This window comes from Pseudoalteromonas sp. SWXJZ10B (assembly GCF_015864475.1).
Classification (GTDB): domain Bacteria; phylum Pseudomonadota; class Gammaproteobacteria; order Enterobacterales; family Alteromonadaceae; genus Pseudoalteromonas; species Pseudoalteromonas arctica.
Genome location: NZ_JADYXD010000015.1, coordinates 63,820 through 84,566, shown reverse-complemented (window position 1 = coordinate 84,566; position 20,747 = coordinate 63,820). Strand labels below are relative to the sequence as shown.

The window sequence follows — 20,747 nt, the reverse complement described above, 5'->3', positions numbered from 1 at the left end:
TACCTTTTAAAGTAAATTGATTGGTTAACTATAAAGTGCCTAATTGGCTAAGTCGTTTACTACTAAATCGAGCAGTTGCATTAACTGCTGTGCTTGAGCCGTATTAATACTGTCGAATTTACATTGAATGTTTTTAGGTATATCAGCCGCTTTTAACTTAAGTGATTGACCATGTTGGGTAAGTTGCACGAGTCGTTTACGCTTATCGCGCTCGTCTTTAATAACAGCAAGTAGTGATTTGTCTGTCATTTTTTTGAGTATTTGGGTCATTGCTCCGCCGTCGATCGCGGTTTTATCTATCAGCTCTGCAATTGTTATTTCGTCTTGCTCCCACAGCGCCATCATTACTACGTATTGCGGGTAAGTTAAATCAAGAGCAGCAAGAAATCCTCTATAAGTGCGAGCAATACTGTTTGATGCCATATATAAACGATGACATAACTGATTTTTTAACTTTAATTGCTCAAACGACATAGCTTTTCTCCTGTTAGCGATGGTCGTATTTTAATTTGCATGCAAAGTATTTGCAATCTCTAATTACTTGATCTATTATTTTGCACACAAACTAAATTGATTACTAAACTTTGGAGTTCATTATGAATGTATTACAAAACGTAGCTTACACAGCAAAAGCAACTGCAACTGGCGGCCGTGAAGGCGTAGCTAAATCTGATGATGGCCGTTTAGATGTAAAACTATCAACACCTAAAGGTTTAGGCGGCGATGACGGACAAGGCACTAACCCAGAGCAATTATTTGCCGCAGGTTATGCAGCATGTTTTATTGGCGCACTTAAATTTGTAGCGGGTAGCGAAAAAATAGATTTACCAAGCGACACACATATTAATTCAGAAGTGTCTATTGGCGCGATTGAAGGCGGTTTTGGTATTGCTGTAAAATTAGCTGTATCACTAGGTGATATGGATAAAGCAGCAGCGCAAACGCTTGTAGATAAAGCGCATCAAGTATGCCCATATTCAAACGCAACACGTGGCAATATTGAAATAGAGCTTTCTGTTATTTAACACTAAATAACGTAATTATTAAAAGCACACAACGATAAGTAGTCGTTGTGTGCTTTTTGCGTTTTAAAGCAAAATAATTTAAACATACAAATAATCGTATATTCACTATTCCATATGTTGAATTTTTGTTTTATTGTATATGCACTAACACTGCGAGGACACTATGGAACAATTCAACCCACTTCAATTTTATAAATGCCTAGCGGACGATACGCGTTTAAAAGCAATGCTATTAATTAGCGACCAAGAAGAGCTGTGTGTGTGCGAACTTGTTGCTGCACTTGAACTAAGCCAGCCTAAAGTGTCGCGCCATTTAGCACAATTAAGGCAATGCGGATTACTGAGCGATCGTAAGCAAAATCAATGGGTTTATTACAGCATTAATAAAGCCCTGCCTGAATGGGCTAAAAATGTATTAACGCAAACCCTGACTGCTAACCCTTCATTTTATGAAAACGATTTAACGCGGTTAAATACTATGGGTAATCGCCCTGAAAGAGCAGCTAGCTGTTGTTAACTAATTAGTAAATAAATTAACTCATTAAGGTATTTTATTATGACGATTAAAGTAGGTATTAACGGTTTTGGCCGTATGGGGCGTTTAACACTGCGCGCAGCCGTTGATTGGCCAGAAATAGAGTTTATTAAAATAAACGATGTAGCGGGCGATGCTAAAACCCATGCCCATTTAATTGAGTTTGACTCGGTACACGGGCGCTTAGCACAACATATTACCAGCGATGAAAACTCATTTAGTGTAGGTAAACACACTATTTTAGTGACGAATAATAAAACTATAAATGAAACTGATTGGTCGGGTTGCGATGTAGTAATAGAAGCCAGCGGAAAAATGAAAACCACCGAGTTGCTAAACCAATATTTAGCACAAGGTGTTAAGCGCGTTGTAGTAACGGCGCCAGTAAAAGAAGACGGCATATTAAATGTAGTAATGGGTGTAAACGATGATCTTTATAACCCAAGTGAGCATAAAATTGTTACAGCCGCCTCGTGTACTACTAACTGTTTAGCGCCAATAGTAAAGGTTTTGCAAGAAAAAGTGGGCATCAAGCACGGCTCAATGACCACGATTCACGATATAACCAATACACAAACTATTATTGATGCACCGCATAAAGATTTACGTCGCGCACGTTCGTGTGGGACTAGTTTAATACCAACCACAACCGGTAGTGCAACAGCTATTACGCATATATTCCCTGAGCTTAAGGGCAAGTTAAACGGCCATGCCGTGCGTGTACCGCTTACTAATGCGTCAATTACCGATTGCGTATTTGAGCTTGAGCGCGGTGTTACACAAGATGAGGTAAACACTTGGTTTAAAAACGCTGCAAATAACGAGCTAAAAAACATTTTAGGCTACGAAGAAAGACCGCTTGTATCTATAGATTACAAAACAGATCCGCGTAGCTGCACCATAGATGCCCTTTCAACCATGGTAATTAACAACACGCAGCTTAAGTTATACGCTTGGTATGATAACGAGTGGGGTTATGCAAACCGTACTGCTGAGCTAATGCTTAAAGTTGCAAAAAGTGATGTGGTTTAATCTCGTTTTAAAAGGTTTAACGCTATGTTTGCGCAGTTAGCTAGTTTACCAAGTTCTATAAAACAATATTTAATAATTACTGGTAATTATTGGGCATTTACTTTAACAGATGGTGCACTGCGCATGCTGGTGGTGCTGTATTTTCATCAGTTAGGGTATGGCGCATTTGCGATAGCCATGCTGTTTTTGTTTTATGAAATTTTTGGGGTGATCACCAATTTAGTCGGTGGTTGGCTTGGGGCGCATTTAGGGTTAAACAAAACCATGAATGTAGGGCTTGGTCTGCAGCTTGTCGCTTTGGCCATGCTCTGCGTGCCAGGGGATTGGCTAACCGTTGCCTATGTTATGGCAGCGCAAGCACTAAGTGGCATAGCTAAAGACTTAAATAAAATGAGCGCAAAAAGCGCTATTAAGTATTTAGTACCGCAAGGCGATGCCGGGCAAAGCCAATTATATAAATGGATTGCCATACTTACGGGTTCTAAAAATGCGTTAAAAGGAGTGGGCTTTTTTTTAGGTGGCTTGCTACTTACCGTATTTGGCTTTGTAGGTGCGCTAGTAAGCTTAATAGCTTTACTTAGTGTTGCGTGGGTTATTAGTTTAATTTATTTAAAAGGCGATATTGGCAAAGCCAAAAATAAACCTAAGTTTAAAGAGCTATTTTCTAAATCGCGGGCAATAAACTTACTTAGCGCAGCGCGTTTATGTTTATTTGCGGCGCGCGATGTGTGGTTTGTAGTGGCATTGCCTGTTTACTTAGCTGCTCAGTTTAACTGGGATCATTGGTGGGTAAGTGGCTTTATGGCCCTATGGGTTATTGCTTATGGATTAGTGCAGTCGCAAGCGCCACGTATAACCGGGCAAAGTGATTCAAACTTACACACAGTCAAAAAAGCGTATTGGTGGGTTACTTTATTAAGTGGCGTAACCAGTATTTTAGCGTTACTGATGCAATTTGATATAGCGGTACATTTTACGCTTGTAATCGGCTTACTTATTTTTGGCGGTGTATTTGCTATAAATTCATCATTGCATAGCTATTTAATAGTAAGTTTTGCTAAAGACGATGGGGTATCGCTCGACGTTGGCTTTTACTATATGGCCAATGCAATAGGGCGTTTGCTTGGTACTGTGCTCTCTGGCTGGGTTTTTCAAGTATATGGGCTGGTGGCATGTTTATGGGTAAGTGTGTGTTTGCTAATTATGGCTACAATTACAACTGCATGCTTGGCTAAGCGTTAAAAACTCAACTTATTGTATTAATTTCAATTTGTTTAACGATATTCATAGCTTCGTTGGTTAGATCTACTAAACTGTATCAGTAGTTTTAATTAAAGGGTGAGATGAATGCGGGAAATATCGCTAGCAAAAAAATTACTGTGGCTTACTGTCGGAAGTATATTTATTACCGTATTGGTGCTTTCGAGCATTTTATGGTGGCAGTTATCTGCAAGTAATGAAGAGCTTGCAAGCAAGTCAGAAAGTTATATTGTTGCTGAAGTAGAAGAAAAGTTAAATGCGAATGCCGCAATATATGGTGAAAAAATAGCGGGCTTTATTAACGAAGCTTATCGAGTACCATACTCTTTAGCCGCTTTATTAGGTGATACCGCAAAAAGCGAAACCCTTAGCCGCGATACGGTAGTAAGTATAAATCGCTCTATTTTAGAACAAAACACATTACTCTCATCTATTTATTCTCAGTTTGAACCAAACGCGTTTGACGGACAAGATTCGAGCTTTAAAAAAGGCTACAAACACTCCGTTAATGGCGATGGTACTTTAGAAGTTTACATAACACGTGACCAAAACGGTGTAATTGAGCAGCAAAAAGTAGCTAATGCCGCCGATAAATATATAACCTCTTTAAACGAATTCGGTATTCGCGAAGCGCATTGGTACTTATGTGCAAAAGACACGCTTAAGCCTTGTATTATGGAACCGTACTTATACGAAATTCCTTCGGGCGATTCAGTAATGCTAACTTCGTTAACTGTGCCTATTTTAAAAGCGGGGCAGTTTATTGGTTTAGCGGGTGTTGATTTAACGCTACCTACTTTTCAAACAATGACTGAGGAACTTTCTAAGCAGCTTTATAATGGTCAAGCTAAAGTAACCTTATTAAGTGATTTAGGTTTAGTTGTAGGCAGCAGTCATTATAAATCTAAATTAGGGCGCCCAATTAAAGAGGCTGTTAGTTCTACTATATTTAATGATATTGAAAAGTCTAAAGGGCAAAGCGGTATTTTTAAAACAAATAGTGAATATTTAGTAAATTATCCAATTGATATAAAACTAGCAAACACTCAGTGGTCATTAATCATAGAAGTACCTACAGACCTAGCACTTGCAGGGCCTGAAGCGCTAGAAAAAAACATGCAAGAAACAGCAGCATCACTCGGGTTTATTATTTTAATTACAGGCTTAATAATTGCTGTGGTTGCTTTTGTTATTATGAAATTAGTAATTGCAGGTGTAATAGCGCCGCTACAACAAATTCAACAGCGGGTTGATAACCTCGCAAGTTCTGAGGGTGATTTAACGCATACATTGCATGTTGATAGCCACGCAGAACTTATTGCATTAGCTGGTGGGTTTAATCGATTTTTAGCAAAACTACGTGATTTAATTTCTGAACTAAAAGCGGTGTCTGAGCAAACTAAACAGCAAGGCGAAATAGCACAACACATCGCTATTGATACTAAGCATAATGTTCAATCTCAATTTCAAGAAATTGAAAGTGTGGTAACGGCTATGAACGAAATGAGCGCAACAGCACTCGAAGTAGCCAGAGCATCAGAGCAATCAGCCCAACAAGCCGATGAAATAAATAGCTTGGTAGTAAGCAGTGAGTCGAGCTTATCGTCAGCGATGACACAAGTTAAAACGATGTCTGAAGAAATTAAAGAAGCTAACCAAGCAGTTGAAAAAGTCGCTTCGCGTAGTAAAGACATTACGCAAATATTAGATGTAATTCGTACTATTTCAGAACAAACAAACTTACTTGCACTTAACGCAGCCATTGAAGCTGCGCGCGCTGGTGAGCACGGGCGAGGCTTTGCCGTTGTTGCTGATGAAGTACGTGCACTTGCTTCTAAAACGCGTTCATCAACAGATGACATAAGCCAGTTAATTGATAGTTTATTATCTGAAGTAGGTAACGCATCTACCGTTATTGAAAAAGGCGTAGTACGTGCACAAAATGCCGTTGATGAAACATCAGTAGCTTTTGATGCTCTGCACAGTGTTGTCGTTAAAGTTGATGAAATAACCAATCAAATTACACATATTGCCACCGCTGCCGAAGAGCAAAGCTTAGTGACTGAAGAAATAAACCGTAATTTAACGCTTATATCTGATGCCGCATCGCAACTTGCTGACTTATCTACACAAGCAGGGGATAGCAGCGAAGCGCTTAATGCACTTGTTGCCCAGCAAGATAATGAGCTAAATAAGCTTAAAACGTAACTTATAAATTAAGTTTTAAGCACAAAAAAATGGCCAGTAAATACTGGCCATTTTTATTTAGTAAAATAAGTATGACTTATTGAGAATGCGCGATAACTGCTATTTATAACTTTTTAATCAACATAAACATTTGGTTGATCATTGGCTCAGCAAATTGCTCTACATTAGGACGATTAAAATAACCGCGTAAACCTGTAAATTGCACCTGAAAAAAGCGCGCATATTCAACAGCGGTCAACGTATTACTTAACTCACCTTTGTTTATTGCTTGTGTAAACAACTGCGTTAAATAAGCTTCAAATTGAGCTGTTAAATCTAAGCTTAACTCGTATAGGTTTGAGTCTTTTTCTGCAAACTCGCTGTTTGCTTTAACCAGCATACAAATAGCGCTTGGGCTGCAATCTTTTGTTTTAATTACCACGTTTTCAACAAACGCACGTAATCCACCAAGTACTGTATCGGCACTTGATAAAAACCCCTCTATTTGGGTTTTCATTTGTACTGTGTAATCTTTCAGCGATTCGCAGTATAGCCCTTCTTTAGAGCCAAACGCAGAGTAAATACTACCCGGGCGCATATTAACGGCTTCTTGTAAGTCACGCGTTGAGGTTGCATGAAAACCTTTTTGCCAAAATAGCTGGCTTGCAACGCGAACTACATTATCGCGTTCAAATTTAACCTTATTAGCCATATCATTCTCAATCAATTTGAACATTTGCTCAATTTTAACTTGAACAGTCGCTCAAAATCAAATACTATGTGTCTCGAAGTTACTTAAAACTATTAATTATTAGGAGCTAACCATGGCCGAATTTACTTTATACACTCAAGAAAACGCACCAGAAGAAGCAAAACCGTTACTAGCTGATTCAGTAGCAGCATTTGGTATGCTTCCTAACTTACATGCAGTAATGGCTGAAGCACCAACATTACTTAAAGGTTACCAAGTACTGCATGAGCTGTTTCAAAAAACATCATTCAATGCAGAAGAGCTAACAGTAGTATGGCAATCAATTAACGTTGAGCACGCATGTCACTACTGCGTACCAGCACATAGTGCAATTGCAGCTTCAATGAAAGTTGACCAAGATATTGTTGATGCACTTGTAAACAAAACACCACTAGCTAACCCTAAGCTAGAAACTCTTCGTGAAACTACACTTGCAATGACACGTGAACGTGGCGTGATCAGCGATGAGCAAATCGAAAAGTTCTTTGCAGCAGGTTACGGCAAGCAGCAACTACTTGAAATTATTGTTGGTTTATCTCAAAAAGTAATGAGCAACTACACTAATCACCTTGCTGATACACCAGTAGATGCACCATTTAAAAAATTCGTAAAATAATTTACGATTTTTAAAGAGTGAAATAACAAAAAGGCAGCCTAGGCTGCCTTTTGTATATAAATTGCGGCTATTTAAATTTAACCGCTTTTGTACTGCGGGTATAAGTACGGCTTTCAGGTTTAGTCCATTCACCTTTTTTTAGATATGAGGTCGACACTTCAAACTTACCGTTTTGTAAGTTACTGGTCGATTTAACCTTAGTGATCCCATCTTTGCTGCCTGTAACATCTTCATAAGCGACAAATTGAGTAGGGCTTAATACCTTCATAATCCCTTTTGTATAAAATCCTGCGGTGGTGAAGTAGTAAAATACGAGTGACTGCTTTTTAGTATCGTAAAAAATCATCGACTCGCCGCCATACTCACCTTCGTTAATTGAGTGCATAGTACGTGTAGCTTTACCATTTAGCGCGCGCTCCCACTTACCTACATCTTGCACAGGTTTTGCGCCTTCAGGTACATTAAAGTCAGCTTGCCACGTTCCTAGGTAAGGTTTAAACACTTCCAGCTCTTTATCGAGATTACTGGCAGTTTCAGTAGCAAAACTACTAAATGTACATAAGCATAATACTAAGAATAGCGATTTAAAATATGTCATAATTTGGCTCTCGTTGTTAGGCTCTTATAAGCCCAGTATAGGTGATAATTAATTGATAAAGAAAATATTAATCACATTCTCATTGCTTTATTTAGCTGCCATTTGGTTAGCTTACCCGCTGCAATACTTACCTGTTTATATACCAATATATGTACCTGGTTATATAAGTGTATTAAGTGCTATAACTTTTTTAATGTACGCGTGGGATAAGCGACAAGCTAAGCGCTCTTCACATACAAAAGTAAACCGCACGCCAGAGCGTACACTGCAGCTACTTACATTATTTGGAGGATGGCCGGGGGCATTACTTGCTCAACAATTACTTCGTCATAAATCGCAAAAGCGACGTTTTATTATTGTGTTGTGGTTATGTATTTTAGTGAATGTTGGTAGTTATTTCGCAGTAGGATATTTGTGGCTTTATGAAGGATTTAATATGCCTTAGGCCAGTTATTAAATTAACCAGGCTAAGGCATATAAACTAAAACGTACTGAGAAGCTTACTGAGCCGATTGGCTTGCTTCCATTGTATCGAGTTCAACAGTTAGTATTGTTTTTTTATCAACTGAAACCCATTTTCTGTAAGTAAGGTATCCTGCTTTGCTTACTTCAATATCGTATTTACCTTCTTTAAGCTCAATACCAGCTTTGTAAACAGGGTTGATATTCATAATACGAACGCGAGCATCAGCAGGGTTAGTAATAACAGTTAATGAAATTGGTGCAGCTACTTCGTTAATCTCTGCAATAGGTTCTAAAACTACTTGCTCAGTTTCTTGGGCTGGAGGAGGTGTAGAACAACCGCTTAATAACAGTAAACCCAAAAGTGCGCTTAATTTTTTCATAGGTACTCCGTAAAATTATTTTAAATAATAAATGTTAAATGTCACGAAATATCATGGAGGAGTATTAATAAGTTGGGGTACCTAACTCGTCTTCCTTGACTTTCGTTTGTTTAAAAAACAAATTGGCGTACAGTTTAATATGTATCCAGCTCAGGTTCAATTATTGTTATTAATTTATGAAGTATTAAATAAATTGAACGCTATGCTTGTACTGCTCATTTAAAGTAATAAAGTATCTTCATCGTTATTATCGCGCTCAAAGTTTAAGTTAAACTGGCCTTGGCGAGTTATGGTAAAAATAGCGCGTTGCCAATCTTCCGCTTCGTTTTTAATTGCGTGGTCAAATAACGTTTTAAACAACGCTGTTATATTTTCAGATACAGCAATAGCATGCTGTGTTTCGTCGTCTGCTTTAATAAAGTGAGCTTTGCATTCTGATACTTTATTATTTGCGCAATCTAAAATAATATGAGCTTCAAGCCACTGCTCATCAATTTGCTGATAAAGGTACTGACCTAGGTGTTGCGGGATGTTTTTAATGTCGGCTTGCATTGGCTGTCCTTAGCGTTATAAATGAATTTAAATTGAATAATCAAGCATAAAAATTGAATAATCAAGCATAAGGTTTGTCAATATGAGTTAGCCGAAAGACATCGCATCAAGGAATTCTTGGAAATTATTAAAAGCTTTGTAAAAAACAGGTGATAACTCTTCAGACTCATTATGATCCCATATTACTACTTTAGGGTTTATTGCATCTTCTTTGAAATCTAAGCATAAAAAATCACCACCAAATAGGTAAGCAAAAGGTAAGGCCTCGGCTCCAATCAAGTCTTCGTTATCTGTAAGCCTTTCCTCAATTTGAGCCATTACGACTTTAATTTCGTATTGCATAAGGCAACCATCGAGATTTTCATCTTCCGAAACTATTAGAAATCTTTCCAATACCCGCTCCTCAGAGTTAACTTTTATAATAACTTCATCTGGGGATGCACCATTGAATTTTAAAATAAATTCCCTGTAGCTAATTGGTAACTTAATATTAAAAAACATTTCTAATGAATCTAGCTCATCATGTGTTATAGAAACTTTTTTCTCTAAACTTAAATCTTTCATTATGCTATCGCTTTCCGTATGCCCAATGACCGACAGAGCGGCCACCTTGATGATTAATTATATTATGTGCGCCAAATGGAACTAACTCCATTCTCCCACTAATTTCCGAGTGATGCCAGGTGAAGCCATCAGGTCTGCCTCCAGGGATTCTTGAGTCTAGCCATTTAAATTGTTGGTAGTCAGAAGCTAGCCACAACTTTTCTGGTAAGGACTCTACTTTCTCTAATAAACCAGCACTTTCAAAGTCAGGATATTTTGTACCTGCTTTTAATTTCACTTCAGGGACTAATCCGCGTTTAACTGCATTTGCTTTTATTTCACGCTTTTGCTTTATTGTTAATTTATCACCGTCAGGAAAATTCTTCCACGACCAAGGTTTATTAGAGTTTATTAAATTTGCATATGCTTCAGTTTGGTAGTTTAAGTCATACTTAACAGGCCTATTACCTTTAGCCCCCTTTAAATCATTTCCTTGAGGCGCATCTAATTCATTCGCAACGGTCTTTTTAGGTTTACCCACAATACCGGTACTTTTCGGCGGCTCGAATTCATCGAGGGCTTTGTTTACGCGATTGCCAATCTCACTGGCTGCGCCTTTAACGCCTTGGTCTATTTTGGGCGCTATTTCATCAAGCTGTTTAATCGTGGCTTGCATGCCGTCTATGGCTAGTTGTGGCAGCAGTAGGTCGTATTGCCAACTTGTTGATATTTCGTGAAGTGTATCGCGCAGGCCTTTTATAAAGGCTTTTACTTCGCTGGCTGCTTGCTTACCTAGGTCTTGCCAATTTATTTTACGTAAATACTGAGCGGGGTCGCCTTTACCCAACTTACGAAGGACTGCAATAGCGGCTTCTATTGTGTCGCCGCTGTTTTTAATCACCACTTTACCGACGCCTTTTACCGCGGAGCCGAGCACAGGCACTAAACCTATCGCGGTGAGCGTAAAGGCTATCCATCCATCACTGTCGTTGGCTTTATCGTCATCAGTCAGTAGCATTACATTGGCTAAAATATCCCGCACGTCCATGACTTGGTCAATAACCGGTATCATTGAAATAATACTGCCTACCACAATCTGCGCCGTTGTAGGGTCTTTGTTAAAGTCGCCTTGCAGTGCTCCCCATAACCAATCACCTGCTTGGCTGGCTATGTTGCTTGCTTCATCAAGTGTTGCTGTTTGCCCAGCTCTGCTCATTTGTATGGCAGAGGCGGGGGTTATTCTTTTATAAAGTGGGTTTGGCGTTGCGTTATCTTGAGGCTCATATTCGCGCGTATCTTCCCCATACTGAATAGTAAACTGACCATTTGGTACGTCGGTTAATTGTGCTATACCGTCTTCATCTAGCTGGCCTGTGCTTTGTGTTCCATCATCAAATTTAATTGTATAAGGTGCGTTTTTTACAGGGCTGCCATCTTGATAAACATAAAGTAAATCCACTACGCTTGACGTTGTTGCAGCAATACCTGAGTCATTAATGGTTATATCACTAATACGGCTAATACTGGCAGGGCTTGCATTGCTCGGTGCCCGCGCTGTTTGTGGGCTGGTTATGTCGTAATCAACTGGGCCATCAAAGGTTATAAATGTGCCATCGAGTGTGAGTACATTGGTGGCGGTAATATCAACATTACCTTGGCTGTCGAGTTTTATCTCGCCGCCCGCATTGTGAATAATTAAATCGCCATTACCTGAGCCCGTAATACTTATATTATTGTTTGTAAAAACGTAGAGCCATTAGGCACATTAAACTTTTACTCTTTAAGCGCTGCGCCTCTTAATCTCTTTGTAAATAATTCACTTAAATATTGTTCGCACATAGAGAAAAGAATGAGAAGTAAATGAGGGCGTTAACCATAAAAAGCAGCCATTATATGAAAGGTTAGGGCGCTAATTTTTAGCGCCTAACCTCACAACATCCATGTTGTTAAAGAGCGGGTTAAATTAATACTTAACGTGTTGGAACAGCGGCGATTACTTCTTCATCATTATTATCGCGCTCAAAGTTTAAATTAAATTGGCCTTGACGAGTGATAGTAAAAATAGCGCGCTGCCAATCTTCTACTTCATTTTTAATGGCGTGGTCAAATAACGTTTTAAACAACGCTGTTATGTTTTCAGATACAGCAATTGCATGCTGTGTTTTGTCATCTGCTTTTATAAAGTGGGCCTTGCATTCAAGTACATTGCTATTTTCGCAATCTAAAATGAGGAGTGCTTCATGCCATTGCTCATCAATTTGCTGGTAAAGGTACTGACCTAGGTGTTGTGGGATGTTTTTAATGTCTGGTTGCATGTGCTTTCCTTAGCGCTCAGGTTTATTACGTATTAAATCATTGGCTAGCATTGGGTGTGGCGTAAGTTGTGATTTGGTTATACCAAGTAAGTTTGCCACTAACGCATGCTCTAAACACCAGTAGCCAATGTAATAATCAGTATATTCAAATTCACAATCACATTCATGGTTGCCGTGCCAGTCGGCATCATCAAGTTGAGCATACCACTGAGATATAAATTGGTTTAACTTCTGTGCTTGCGTATTTTTATCAAGACTAAAGGCGTCAAACAAACACTGGTAAACATCAGGGTAATAGAGGGTCTTAGCCACAGGGCGTTGTGAATCACCGAGCTTTACGGCAATAGCATCAAATAATGCATCTTTACCTTGTTCACCAATGACATCAAGCGTTTTATTAATATGCTCAGTGGGCGCGTCGCAGGCAACTAGCAACGACAGCCACCAAAGCGTATAAATATAGCGATTTATATTTGCAGAGCCACATGCCTCGCCGGCGCCGCCAAGTTGCTCAAAATCAACACGGTAAAACTGATGGGGTTGTGGAATGTTATCAGCTACCGACGTGAGCTGTTCACGATAAGGTAAAATAGCGAGTACAAAAGGGCGTAATTCATCAATAGAGGCACCATAAGAATAATGCGCTACAGCACGCATAATCGCTAGTTGAAACAGTCTCTGAGCCACATCAACGCGCTGAGTAGGGGATGTAAATACAGCGTCGTCGAGTGCGGCTTGTGTTTCAGTTAGCGCTTCATCAAGGTCACTAATAAGTTCGTGAAAATAGTCAGCGTCCTTACGGTTATCACGTAGCATTCATGTCATCCTTTAAAGTGAGCTAAATCTTTAGGGTAATACGGGTGGTCAATAAAACTGCTGTCGTCAATATTATAAAGTTTAACGACTAAAGCCGAACCCCAGCACCAGTAGCCAATGTAAGCATCCGTATCCATTAAATGATAATCAGGGCTTCCTTCGGCTTTATACCATGCATCGAGATATGCTTTCACTAATTCAGGTCGCTGCTCGGGTGACCCTTCAATAACGTTATATAATTTACCAAAACGTTTTTTGAATAACGGCTTTGTTGCAGCTTGGCGTTCACTATCTCCCATCGCGATAGCAAGGTTATCGAGTAAAGCATCTTGTCCTTGATTAGCGATAAGCTCTAATGTTTTTAGGTAATAGTCTTCACCCATGCCCAAGCAGTAGGCAAAGGTAAGCCAAATAATTGTGCGTCTTAAATCATCTTCGTGTAACTCCTCCCAATCGATACGATTTTTTTGCTCATTTGCAGGTAAGGCGTCAGCATAGTCTTTTTGCCATTGACGGTATTCAAGTGCTTCAAGTAAATGAGGCTTAAGCTCAGTTAAGTTGTCTCCGCGAGAGTAACGTTCGTGAAGCAATCTTGAGGTGTAATCTACGAGTCTAAAAGAAAACCTCATTTTTGAATTAACAGTTAAGCTGTTATCATTTTTTAGGTCATCAATGTATTCTTGAATTGTTTCAAGACTAAATTCTACTTGTTCATCAAAGTAAGCTTTACTTTTTAATTTATCTCTAAGCATTTTTTCTTCCTAAAAGCCTAGGGGTGTACCGATGACACTCCCACTAATATCTAATTTTTTTACAACAAGCGTACCATCAGGCTTATTGCGTATTAATATTTTTTCAACTGAGCCATCATTTTTATCTAGGCTTTTCAAAATCTTCGATCGTTCTTTCCTACTTAGCCCTGCTTTTTCAAGTCTTTCATCATTAACCCACTTGTCACTCATTTGCTTTCCGTCACTAGTCATTCCTAGCCTGGCCTTGTTGTACTTGGCTTCAGTAATGGCTGTTTTTGGTGGCGGGCCTACATAAGAATAAATACCATCAATGCCCGTTTCGCCCATTTTATACTGACCATTTGTATTACCGATGGGTTTATAGTTTTTTGAGGTCATTAACGCATGGGCATTATATTCACCTGCGGCTGCTTTTCTATGATTAAGTGATTTAAACATGTCTTTAAAATCATCAGGTGTTTTCAGGCTTAAGCGACTCGCTGCTTTAGCCCCTTTAAGTTCATTACTAATTGGCGCATCTAGTTCATTCGCAACGGTCTTTTTAGGTTTACCCACAATACCGGTGCTTTTCGGCGGCTCGAATTCATCAAGGGCTTTGTTTACGCGATTGCCAATTTCACTGGCTGCGCCTTTAACGCCTTGGTCTATTTTAGGTGCTATTTCATCAAGCTGTTTAATAGTGGCTTGCATACCGTCTATGGCAAGCTGTGGCAGCAGTAGGTCGTATTGCCAACTTGTTGATATTTCATGGAGTGTATCGTGCAGGCCTTTTATAAAGGCTTTTACTTCGCTGGCTGCTTGTTTACCTAGGTTTTGCCAATTTATTTTACGTAAATACTGAACAGGGTCGCCTTTACCCAACTTACGAAGGACTGCAATAGCGGCTTCTATTGTGTCGCCGCTGTTTTTAATCACCACTTTACCGACGCCTTTTACCGCGGAGCCGAGCACAGGCACTAAACCTATCGCGGTGAGCGTAAAGGCTATCCATCCATCACTGTCGTTGGCTTTATCGTCATCAGTCAGTAGCATTACATTGGCTAAAATATCCCGCACGTCCATGACTTGGTCAATAACCGGTATCATTGAAATAATACTGCCTACCACAATCTGCGCCGTTGTAGGGTCTTTGTTAAAGTCGCCTTGCAGTGCTCCCCATAACCAATCACCTGCTTGGCTGGCTATGTTGCTTGCTTCATCAAGTGTTGCTGTTTGCCCAGCTCTGCTCATTTGTATAGCAGAGGCGGGGGTTATTCTTTTATAAAGTGGGTTTGGCGTTGCGTTATCTTGAGGCTCATATTCGCGCGTATCTTCCCCATACTGAATAGTAAACTGACCATTTGGTACGTCGGTTAATTGTGCTATACCGTCTTCATCTAGCTGGCCTGTGCTTTGTGTTCCATCATCAAATTTAATTGTATAAGGTGCGTTTTTTACAGGGCTGCCATCTTGATAAACATAAAGTAAATCCACTACGCTTGACGTTGTTGCAGCAATACCGGAGTCATTAATGGTTATATCACTAATGCGGCTAATATTGGCAGGGCTTGCATTGCTTGGTGCCCGCGCTGTTTGTGGGCTGGTTATGTCGTAATCAACTGGGCCATCAAAGGTTATAAATGTGCCATCGAGTGTGAGTACGTTAGTGGCGGTAATATCAACATTACCTTGGCTGTCGAGTTTTATCTCGCCGCCTGCGTTGTGAATAATTAAATCGCCATTACCTGAGCCCGTAATGCTTATATTATTGTTTGTTTGTAAAAACGTAGAGCCAGTAGGCACATTAAGCTTTAAGTCGCTGTTATTAGTTTTAAGGAGTATGTCGCTTTGTGCGTGCACTTTTACTGCACGCCCAGTGAGAAGTGAAATTTCACTATCGCTCGTAAGGGTTGCATTTTTACCACTGAACGCTTGGCTGCCACCACTTTGATAATTTACATGGCTGTTAGTTGTGGTTTGCGACACGGTATTTTTAACATCAATAAATTGATTGTTTTTAATAACAAACTGAACATTGTTTTGTTCTGTTTCGAGGCATAGGTCGCGCCCTGCGTGTAGATTAATAGTACCGAGCTGGCTTATCCATTGAATAAATTGGCGGCCTGATTTTATAGCATTTAATTCAATATAGTGCTCACTGGCGAGTGTTTGTAAGATGACTTTGGGCACATCTTTGTCGTCATCAAACAGGAGTTCATTTTGCGCCGCGCTTAATAGGCGATTATGTGTTGGGCTAGCAGCTGTAACTACACTTGGCTGATCGGCGTTTAGTGCAAAGCCCATTATAAATGTGTTGTTTGGGTCGTTATTAATACACCCAATAAGTACCTCAGAGCCACCAACGAGTGGGAAGTGCCAGCCAGTGGCTTGAGGTTGGTTTTCACAGGCATAGAGCGCGAGCTTTTTTAGTGCCGGACTTGATTGAATTACTGGGCGAGCTGTTTTATCAAACTCGTTACGAATACGGTATTGGCCGTGTTCATCTACAAATGCATTACTTGTGAGAGATTCTACAGTTGCGGGGAATACCATGGGCTTAGGCGAGTGGGGCTCAGGCATTGCTTTGTAAGGGGTACCGCGCTCTATAAATTGCGCTGTGCAGTGGTAGTGGGTTTCACCTTCATGGCTGCTTTCGTCATTTGCTTGATTAAGGGTGTGCTCTATTGCAATGCATAGCAAATCACCACTGGCAAAGCCCATATTATCGTCAAGCGAAATTGAACAGCCCGCAAATATATCCGATACATTACCCGTAAGCGTAACCAGTTTATTGTGTGTGGCTAATGCATTACTAAAGCTTTGTGTTTGTGCTGATGCTTCTGCGCTTGAGTTTGCAGCAGGCTCGAAAAAAGATTGGCTGTTACTGGCTACTTTTTGAAATTGCCCATGGGCATTACTTTGCGCTGCATTATTATATAAGGTTTGTGTTACTTCACTGTGCATAAAGCCGACAAAGTTACCCCAGTACTGGGCGTTCATCCCCGCGTTTGCTTTAACTTCTAATACACCCGTACTTAAATAAGGGCTGTTGAGGTTGCTGTCACTTATAACAAGTGTTTCGGTGCTTGATTCGCTTTCAATCCAGTAAAAAAGGCCATGCTGTGACATCAAGCGATTAAAAAAGGCCCAGTCACTTTCCATTGCTTGCACACATTGCTTTAAATGCGGTAAGGCGGAGCTGGTCCTAAAAACGATTTGTCCTGATGAATAACCTGCTTTTTGTGCTAAATAATTTAATACATCTTGTACATTTACAGTAATAAAGACTTTACTGTTTGAGGTGTTTTTTAAGGTGGATAGTCGATCTTGAATGTTTATTTTAAAGCGATGTAGATTGTTGAATACACCCATATTGGTAACAGATGTAATCAAGCCGCATTGCTCTCGATATTTTTTGTTTTTATTAACAAAAATAACACTGGCATTAGCAAGTAGGATATCTGTATTAATTTTTACTGAAGATTCAACGGTGAGTGAATAACTAAAGCCTTTATTAATTTTTTCGTAGCCATGTAGGTAAGTAACATTAAAGTCTTTGTCATTAACCTTCAAAAAAAAATTAGATTTAGTCAAAACGTTGCAATCCCTGCTCAGTAAAATTAGTGGCGTAAACATACCTTTTTGTGTGTTAATGATCAACTGGATAATTGTAACCATAAAAAATTTAATTAGATTACCTTTTGATTATCTCGCAAATAAGGATAGTGGGTTTTTGTTGCGTATTTATCATTTATAAATATTAATTAGAGTGTTTATTCTAATTAATTAATTACATTAATATTCTAATATTTTAAACCTTATATAGGTTGACAATAGCGGTAGGGTGTTTGTATTATGCGCCAAATAAATGGATTTATTACTAGCCTTAGACTATGAGTTTTTTAGTTTAACTGATGACAAGGAGCATGTTGTGAATAAAAAAGAGTTTATAAATCAAATAAATAGCTTGTACTCCTTAGCTTGGTCACTTACAGCCAGCGTTTCTTCGCTGCTAGACCAGGTAGGTATTCCTGCCCATCGCGTTTTTTCTGAAAATTCTATAGAACACTTTTTCTTTTTTTTAAATAATCCTCCTAAAAGCAATGAAAAAGTTACTTTAATTAACGGTGATGTTTCTGTTTATATAAAAGAGCTTTCGCTAATAAATACTAAGTTAATTATGTCTATAGATGATGTTGTTACGCAGTCTTTGCTAGTTGATTCTCAAGAAAAAAGCAGAAAGAAGACCTTGTTCGGATTTTTTAAAACTAATAAATGGTCTGATTGTGCGAATGTAAGATTCAATAAAGTTATTTGCCCAGTTTATGAAGCTACTCTTTGCAAAACTAATTTTAATTTTAAATAAAAATATTTATTGAGGTAAAAAATGCGCTTTATTTTAAATGCGATTATAGGTTTATCACTTTCTATAATGTTAACTGGTTGTATGAGTACTAACGTAAGTTTAGATGTTAAGGCAACAGATAACTTAAATTTAAACCAATTTGATGAAGCGTTACCAGTCGTTTTAAAGGTATATCAATTGTCGGATATACAAACCTTTAAAACAGCTACGTTTGAAGAATTATGGAAGTCAGATAAGTCAGTTTTAGCTAATAGTTTAATTACATTAGAAGAGCGAACAATTCACCCTTCTGAACAATCTAAAATTAAGTTTGAACAGGCTGAAAATGCAAGATTTGTTGCTATTGTGGCTTTATTTAGAGACCGCAGTGGAGACAACTGGAAAGCGTATTACCCGCTTGCAGATGGCCCTGTTAAGTTATCTACATCATTAGATGTTTTGGTTACCAATAACGAAGTTCAGTTACCTGGCGTGGATAAGGCTGAGTAATGAATTTAAAAGCTCCCGCAAAGCCCGTTTGGGCTGAAGGTGTTTTGCTTGCCCAGCAACATTTTCAACTATTTGACGATTATCACGATCAAAATCAGGTTGTACGTCAAGCGCTAATATCACCGTTGGCATTTGGTTTACAGCATTTTGCTATTGATGAATCAGCACTTGCTCGCGGCATATTAAAAGTGACCAGTTTTAAGCTACTTTTAGAAAATGGCCGTTTGCTTGATTTCGATCGTCAACATCAAGATGATTTAAAACTAGAGCTTGATAATAACCACCAAGAGAGTGTTATTTATATTGCTATTGCTGCAAATAAAACAGTTAGCAATATTGAAGGTTATGCGGCGAGTGGGCAATTGAGCGCATATGAAGCGGATTATATTGATTTAGAAGATAATCATGATGCGTCGCGTAGTCGTGAGGTATTAGTTGCAAAACCTAAATTTATATTACTGTCTGACTCAGATGTAAAAACTTATTTTGACACCATTGCCTGTTTGAAAATAAGTCGCTCGGAAGATGGATCATTTGTTTTAAATAAACAGTTTGTGCCTCCTTTATTAAATATTAGTGCGTCTGCTTATTTGACTGAATTATTAAACAGAACTGCTAATTTAGTTAATGCAAAAGTTAACGTGCTGCTTAGTAGACGTAAAAATTATGGCTCAGTTACTGACTTTGGGCCAAATGAAATGAATACATTTTTGTTACTTAATGCAATGGCTCCATCAGCCAAGCGTTTAGATCATCTTAAAAACTTGTCATTGGTTCATCCGGAACGTTTGTATTGTGAGCTTGTTGATTTAATTAGTTCAGTTTCAATGTTTGAGCACAGCGATTTAGTTAACCAAGTACCACCATACCAGCATAAAAATTTAAGTAATGTATTCGGTCAGCTTGATGGCCTATTAACTCGTTTACTTGAAGGGGTTGTTCCTAAGAAAATGGTGGGCTTGAAACTTGAAAAAACCTCTAACGCTATTTATCAAGTTGCCACTATTGATTCTGCCACTTTTACAAATAACGACTTTTATTTAGCTGTGTATTTTGAATCTGAAGACACAAAATGGATTGAAACATTTAGTGACCAAGTAAAAGTTGGAGCAAGCGAAAAGCTCGATATCATGATTTCATCTGCTTTAGCGGGTGTACAACTAACGCATTGTCAGCGACCTCCGAATAAGCTGGCCATAAAAAGTGGGTATGAATACTTCAGGCTTGAGTCGCATGGTTTCATTTGGCAGCAAATTATTGAAGAGCAATCATTAAGCCTATTTGTACCATTTGGATTGCAAAGTGCACAAATTGAAATTGTTACCGTAGCACGTAATTAACGTTGAGTTGAAATTATGCAAGAAGCACAAAAAGAACAAGATTTAGTCGCGTGTATTTCGCCTGTAATTAATGCGCTAACACCATTAAAACTAAAGCAATCTACTAACTTAGAGCTTGAAGAGTTTAGAGAAAATTTACTAACTAGTTTTGATGACTATGAGCGTAATTGTTACTCGCAACAGGTAACAACAAGTTTAATGCAAGAAGTTAAGTTTGCTCTTACGGCTATGTGTGATGAATTTGTTATGAGTTCAGGTGCTCATTTTAGAATGGATTGGATGTCTCGACCGCTACAGCTTGAATTTTTTGGTAACAACCGAGCTGGTGAAGAATTTTTTGAACGTTTAGGTAAGTTGCGTACCGGCGGAGAGCAAAAGCTAGCTGCATTAGAGGTTTATTATATTTGTCTGCAGCTTGGCTTTGAAGGCATTTACAAAGTTAAAGGCATTGAGCAATTAAAAGCGTTAATTGTTGATGTTAGAGCTCAAATTGAAGATATAAAAGGAACACCGAGTTCTCAATTATCTGATAACGGTATACCTGCAGAAGGGTTTGCTATGAAGGTGGGGCGTAATATTCCTTATTGGGTGATTTTGGCTATTTGCTTGGGTTCTATTGCCTCATTATTTGCTGGATTTCATTATGTAATTAATAAGCAAGCAACGCAGAGTACTCAGGTAATAGACAACCAAATTGAAGTGCTGACTCAGCTCAATAAAACCAACGAAACACGATAGGTAACACA

The 20,747-nt window shown here is 38.9% G+C and carries 22 protein-coding genes; 11 read left to right on the top strand and 11 right to left on the bottom strand.

The features are described from left to right. Positions 1 to 39 precede the first annotated feature (39 nt). Complete coding sequence (locus I6F54_RS13970) at positions 40 to 474, bottom strand: MarR family winged helix-turn-helix transcriptional regulator (protein ID WP_197141909.1); 435 nt, start codon at positions 472 to 474, stop codon at positions 40 to 42. A gap of 122 nt (positions 475 to 596) precedes the next feature. Between I6F54_RS13970 and I6F54_RS13965 the strand changes: the two genes are divergently transcribed. From I6F54_RS13965 to I6F54_RS13945, 5 genes are all read left to right on the top strand, one after another. Further along, positions 597 to 1,025 (top strand): organic hydroperoxide resistance protein, encoded by a 429-nt coding sequence (locus tag I6F54_RS13965; RefSeq protein ID WP_197141907.1) that lies wholly within the window; start codon positions 597 to 599, stop codon positions 1,023 to 1,025. Between the two features lie 163 nt (positions 1,026 to 1,188). Further along, positions 1,189 to 1,542 (top strand): metalloregulator ArsR/SmtB family transcription factor, encoded by a 354-nt coding sequence (locus tag I6F54_RS13960; RefSeq protein WP_165729438.1) that lies wholly within the window; start codon positions 1,189 to 1,191, stop codon positions 1,540 to 1,542. 39 nt (positions 1,543 to 1,581) lie between these two features. Then, entirely contained in the window at positions 1,582 to 2,592 is a 1,011-nt protein-coding gene (locus I6F54_RS13955; protein WP_197141905.1) for an ArsJ-associated glyceraldehyde-3-phosphate dehydrogenase, read from the top strand. Between the two features lie 24 nt (positions 2,593 to 2,616). After that, positions 2,617 to 3,834 carry an organoarsenical effux MFS transporter ArsJ gene (gene arsJ / locus I6F54_RS13950; protein ID WP_197141903.1) on the top strand — a complete coding sequence of 406 codons (1,218 nt, stop codon included), beginning with the start codon at positions 2,617 to 2,619 and terminating at the stop codon, positions 3,832 to 3,834. A gap of 105 nt (positions 3,835 to 3,939) precedes the next feature. Next, the gene (locus tag I6F54_RS13945; protein WP_197141902.1) at positions 3,940 to 6,060 is read left to right on the top strand and encodes a methyl-accepting chemotaxis protein; all 2,121 of its coding nucleotides are present in this window, start codon (positions 3,940 to 3,942) and stop codon (positions 6,058 to 6,060) included. Between the two features lie 103 nt (positions 6,061 to 6,163). Here the strand turns inward: I6F54_RS13945 and I6F54_RS13940 are convergent, their stop codons facing one another. Then, complete coding sequence (locus I6F54_RS13940) at positions 6,164 to 6,751, bottom strand: TetR/AcrR family transcriptional regulator (protein WP_010553549.1); 588 nt, start codon at positions 6,749 to 6,751, stop codon at positions 6,164 to 6,166. A 112-nt stretch (positions 6,752 to 6,863) separates the two neighbouring features. Between I6F54_RS13940 and I6F54_RS13935 the strand changes: the two genes are divergently transcribed. Then, complete coding sequence (locus I6F54_RS13935; protein WP_197141900.1) at positions 6,864 to 7,406, top strand: carboxymuconolactone decarboxylase family protein; 543 nt, start codon at positions 6,864 to 6,866, stop codon at positions 7,404 to 7,406. A gap of 67 nt (positions 7,407 to 7,473) precedes the next feature. On the opposite strand, the gene I6F54_RS13930 is transcribed toward I6F54_RS13935, so the two are convergent. Beyond that, positions 7,474 to 8,004, bottom strand: a complete 531-nt coding sequence (locus I6F54_RS13930; RefSeq protein ID WP_197141898.1) for a hypothetical protein — start codon at positions 8,002 to 8,004, stop codon at positions 7,474 to 7,476. A gap of 52 nt (positions 8,005 to 8,056) precedes the next feature. Between I6F54_RS13930 and I6F54_RS13925 the strand changes: the two genes are divergently transcribed. Next, on the top strand, positions 8,057 to 8,449 hold the full coding sequence (locus tag I6F54_RS13925; protein WP_165729441.1) for a DUF1294 domain-containing protein: 393 nt from the start codon (positions 8,057 to 8,059) through the stop codon (positions 8,447 to 8,449). Positions 8,450 to 8,504: 55 nt separating this feature from the next. On the opposite strand, the gene I6F54_RS13920 is transcribed toward I6F54_RS13925, so the two are convergent. The 8 genes from I6F54_RS13920 to I6F54_RS13885 form a co-directional block, all read right to left on the bottom strand. After that, complete coding sequence (locus I6F54_RS13920) at positions 8,505 to 8,849, bottom strand: PEGA domain-containing protein (RefSeq protein WP_007586203.1); 345 nt, start codon at positions 8,847 to 8,849, stop codon at positions 8,505 to 8,507. A 219-nt stretch (positions 8,850 to 9,068) separates the two neighbouring features. Continuing rightward, entirely contained in the window at positions 9,069 to 9,401 is a 333-nt protein-coding gene (locus I6F54_RS13915; RefSeq protein WP_197141896.1) for an immunity protein YezG family protein, read from the bottom strand. Between the two features lie 87 nt (positions 9,402 to 9,488). Next, positions 9,489 to 9,965: an SMI1/KNR4 family protein gene (locus tag I6F54_RS13910; RefSeq protein ID WP_165729443.1), complete on the bottom strand. Its 477-nt coding sequence runs from the start codon at positions 9,963 to 9,965 to the stop codon at positions 9,489 to 9,491. A 4-nt stretch (positions 9,966 to 9,969) separates the two neighbouring features. Further along, positions 9,970 to 11,403 (bottom strand): HNH endonuclease, encoded by a 1,434-nt coding sequence (locus I6F54_RS20475; RefSeq protein ID WP_331461807.1) that lies wholly within the window; start codon positions 11,401 to 11,403, stop codon positions 9,970 to 9,972. Positions 11,404 to 11,914: 511 nt separating this feature from the next. After that, positions 11,915 to 12,259, bottom strand: coding sequence for an immunity protein YezG family protein (locus I6F54_RS13900; RefSeq protein WP_197141894.1), 345 nt, complete (start codon positions 12,257 to 12,259; stop codon positions 11,915 to 11,917). Between the two features lie 9 nt (positions 12,260 to 12,268). Then, the gene (locus I6F54_RS13895) at positions 12,269 to 13,075 is read right to left on the bottom strand and encodes a PoNe immunity protein domain-containing protein (RefSeq protein ID WP_197141892.1); all 807 of its coding nucleotides are present in this window, start codon (positions 13,073 to 13,075) and stop codon (positions 12,269 to 12,271) included. 5 nt (positions 13,076 to 13,080) lie between these two features. Beyond that, complete coding sequence (locus I6F54_RS13890; RefSeq protein WP_197141890.1) at positions 13,081 to 13,827, bottom strand: PoNe immunity protein domain-containing protein; 747 nt, start codon at positions 13,825 to 13,827, stop codon at positions 13,081 to 13,083. A 9-nt stretch (positions 13,828 to 13,836) separates the two neighbouring features. After that, positions 13,837 to 17,400, bottom strand: coding sequence for a contractile injection system protein, VgrG/Pvc8 family (locus tag I6F54_RS13885; protein WP_197141888.1), 3,564 nt, complete (start codon positions 17,398 to 17,400; stop codon positions 13,837 to 13,839). Between the two features lie 274 nt (positions 17,401 to 17,674). On the opposite strand from I6F54_RS13885, the gene I6F54_RS13880 reads away from it, so the two are divergent. The 4 genes from I6F54_RS13880 to icmH are packed head-to-tail and all read left to right on the top strand — an operon-like array spanning position 17,675 to position 20,739. Then, complete coding sequence (locus I6F54_RS13880) at positions 17,675 to 18,172, top strand: hypothetical protein (protein ID WP_231609714.1); 498 nt, start codon at positions 17,675 to 17,677, stop codon at positions 18,170 to 18,172. 21 nt (positions 18,173 to 18,193) lie between these two features. Next, positions 18,194 to 18,661: a type VI secretion system lipoprotein TssJ gene (gene tssJ / locus I6F54_RS13875; protein ID WP_165729449.1), complete on the top strand. Its 468-nt coding sequence runs from the start codon at positions 18,194 to 18,196 to the stop codon at positions 18,659 to 18,661. Then, the gene (gene tssK, locus I6F54_RS13870) at positions 18,661 to 20,001 is read left to right on the top strand and encodes a type VI secretion system baseplate subunit TssK (protein ID WP_165729450.1); all 1,341 of its coding nucleotides are present in this window, start codon (positions 18,661 to 18,663) and stop codon (positions 19,999 to 20,001) included. Before tssJ ends, tssK begins: the two co-directional genes overlap by 1 nt. 15 nt (positions 20,002 to 20,016) lie before the next feature. Beyond that, positions 20,017 to 20,739: a type IVB secretion system protein IcmH/DotU gene (gene icmH / locus I6F54_RS13865; RefSeq protein WP_007584493.1), complete on the top strand. Its 723-nt coding sequence runs from the start codon at positions 20,017 to 20,019 to the stop codon at positions 20,737 to 20,739. Positions 20,740 to 20,747 lie beyond the last annotated feature (8 nt).